General features: G+C 63.5%; 2 protein-coding genes and 1 pseudogene. All 3 read right to left on the bottom strand.

Translation table 11 applies throughout. The features are described from left to right. Window positions 1–418 (bottom strand): annotated as a pseudogene (locus EN749_RS34570) (peptidoglycan-binding protein); the annotation flags it as partial. Between the two features lies 1 nt (window position 419). Then, window positions 420–1,445, bottom strand: a complete 1,026-nt coding sequence (locus tag EN749_RS34565; RefSeq protein WP_127396703.1) for a MotA/TolQ/ExbB proton channel family protein — start codon at window positions 1,443–1,445, stop codon at window positions 420–422. 104 nt (window positions 1,446–1,549) lie between these two features. Beyond that, a partial coding sequence (locus EN749_RS34560; protein WP_245491569.1) for a hemolysin III family protein occupies window positions 1,550–2,200 on the bottom strand: 651 nt, incomplete at its 5' end.

The following is a 2,200-nucleotide window of genomic DNA, read 5'->3' as shown; positions in this document are numbered from 1 at the left end:
CGACCTGGCTCAGCGCCTGCTGGCTGATCTGGCGCTGGCTGTCGAGTTCGCCGCCGAGCGCCGCGGCGCGCTGGTTGGCGGCGTCGCCAGCACCGGCGCCTTGCGCCAGCAACTGTTGGAGCCGGCTCCTTTCCGCTTGCGCGGCTGACAGCGACGCCTGCAGATTGGCCAGTGAATCATCCTTGTCCTGCGCCGTCGAGCGCTCCAGCGCCAGCAACTGGGTCAGCTCGTTGATCTGCGAGTTGAGGCGCGAGAGTGCCGTATCCTTGCCGGAGATTTCGCGTCCCAGCAGGAACTGCGCCAGCACGAAGACCGTGAGCAGGAACATGATGGCCAAAAGCAGCGTCGACAGCGCGTCGACGAAACCCGGCCAGTAGTCGATGCGGCGATCGGTGCGCCGGCCCCTGGCGAGTGCCACTTCAGTGAACTCCGGGCTTCTTCAGGGCATCGGCGATCTTTTCCAGCGTGTTGCGCATCGCCTTCTGCTCGTCGGACTGGGCTTCGACCCAGTCGCGCATGATCTGCTGTTCCGAGCGCATGTTCTTGACCAAGCCGGAAATGCCGTCGGCGAGATTGGCCATGGCGGTGGCGACGCGTGGGTTGGAGCCGCCGCCATTCTCCTGCATCGAGCGCAGCCGTTCCGACAGCACCCGGATCTCGTCGGAGGATTCGGTCTTGGCTGGGTCGGCGACGACGATGTCCGACGACAGGTCGGTCACCGAGGACAGCCAGTTTTCCAGTTCGGTGTAGAAGCGTGTCTGGGCGCGACCGGCCTGCAGGTCGAGGAAGCCGAGCACCAGCGAGCCGGAGAGGCCGAACAGCGAGGACGAGAAGGCGGTGCCCATGCCGGCCAGCGGCGCGGAAAGCCCCTGCTTCAGGGAATCGAGCACCGCGGCGGCGTCACCGGTGCCGGGATCGAGCGATTCGATGGTCTCGCGGATCGAACCGATGGTGTTCAACAGGCCCCAGAAGGTGCCGAGCAGGCCGAGGAACACCAGCAGGCCGACGAGATAGCGCGAGGTGTCGCGGCTTTCGTCGAGGCGGGTGGCGATGGAATCGAGCATGGTGCGCATCGAACTGGTCGAGAAGGCCGTCGCCGAGGAGCGGCCGATCATCGCCTTCATCGGCGCCAGAAGCACTGGTTCTGTCGTTTCCGAGCCGGCACGGAAGGAGTTGACCCAGCGCACTTCGCGAAACAGTCGCCCGACCTGGGCGAAGGCCAAAAGGATGCCGACCACCAGCACGCCGACGATCAGGCCATTGAGGCCGGGATTGCTGCCAAAAGCGGTTGAGATCTGTCGGGTGAGGATGGCGGCGATGAAGGCGACGATGACCAGGAAGATCACCATGGTGAGCAAAAAGACCTGCGGGCTCGATAATTTATAGGGGTCGTAGATCAGGACATCAGAACGTCTGCCCATGCCGAAGGATCTGAGAAAAGCCATCCGTGCCCCGTTTCCGATGCCGCCGCCGATCACGTAAACCGCGACTCTAAACGGAATTGTGACCAAATTGAATGGCGCTTGGCAATATTGCCGCGTCGAGAATGTCAGAAGCGATTGATGACCAGACAGTCGACCATGGCGGCCAGATGCAGACCGGCGCCGGTGACGACGAAACCGTGCCACAGCGCGTTGTGGAAGCGCAGCCCCTTCCAGGCGAAGAAGATGACGCCGCAGGAGTAGACCATGCCGCCGGCGACGATGAGCGCTATCGATGTCGTCGGCAGCGTCTGGATAAGCGGCTTGACAAGGATGATGCCGCTCCAGCCGATGGCGAGATAGAAGCCGATTGCCAGCCGGTCGAAACGGCCGGGAAAGAACACCTTGATGGCAATGCCCAGCACTGCTGCGGTCCAGACCAGCACGATCATCCAGCGCGCCAGCGGCGAGCCTTCGAGCTGCGCCAGGAGAGGCGTATAGGTCGCGGCGATCAGCAGATAGATCGCGGCGTGGTCGAAACGCCGCAACACCCATTTTGCCGGCGACGACACCGGCCACAGATTGTAGGTCATCGACACCGAGAGCACGGTGAGCAGCGAAACCACGTAGAAGGCGGCGGCGATGTATTCGCCAGGTCCGACACGAAACGCCGCCAGCGCCAGCAGTGCCGACCCTGCCGCGATCGCCAGCACGATGCCGACCGCGTGGACGATACCGTCTGCGATCATCTCGGCACGCGAATAGTGCCAGCGTCCGAT

The sequence above is a fragment of the Mesorhizobium sp. M7A.F.Ca.ET.027.02.1.1 genome (assembly GCF_004022985.1).
In the GTDB taxonomy this organism is placed as follows: Bacteria; Pseudomonadota; Alphaproteobacteria; order Rhizobiales; family Rhizobiaceae; genus Mesorhizobium.
The sequence above is the reverse complement of the archived record's forward strand: the minus strand, read 5'-3'. Positions and strand labels throughout refer to the sequence as shown.

Excerpts from the sequence above, each read along its gene's own strand:
- EN749_RS34565 (WP_127396703.1), bottom strand. The coding sequence starts at position 1,445 with ATGGCTTTTCTCAGATCCTTCGGCATGGGCAGACGTTCTGATGTCCTG.